The sequence below is a fragment of the Microvirga sp. 3-52 genome (assembly GCF_018383585.1).
Taxonomy (GTDB): Bacteria; Pseudomonadota; Alphaproteobacteria; order Rhizobiales; family Beijerinckiaceae; genus Microvirga.
Genome location: NZ_JAHAMK010000091.1, coordinates 1 through 358 on the forward strand (window position 1 = coordinate 1; position 358 = coordinate 358).

1 protein-coding gene is annotated in these 358 nt (G+C 64.2%); it reads right to left on the reverse strand.

Annotated elements, in window-relative coordinates:
- Nucleotides 1-358: transposase (locus KHP60_RS24890; protein WP_213566940.1), on the reverse strand; the 358-nt coding region annotated here is incomplete at both ends.

A 358-nucleotide genomic window follows, 5' to 3' on the forward strand; every position in this document is an offset into this window, starting at 1 on the left:
GGGGTTGAGATCAAGCCGGCGCTGCACCGCCTCCAGCACGTCCTCGTGCTCCCAGCGCGTGATCCGTCGCTGCCGAGCCGTGGTACAGCGGCTCTTGAACGGGCAGCCGCGGCAAGCCATGGTCCAGTAGCGCCGCAGTGTCAGCCCCCGCTCGACATTGCTGTAGTAGTACTTGAGCTTCTCGAGCTTCTCGCCTGCTGGGCAGCGGTAGGCGTCTTCCTCGGGCAAGTAGACGAAGTCCTGCTTGCCGAACCGGCCATCCGCTTTCGAGCCGGAGGTCATCGGCTTGGGCAGGGTGACCGTCACTCCTGTTTGGTCGCAGGCCAGGATCTCCTCGCTATCCCAATACCCGCGATCT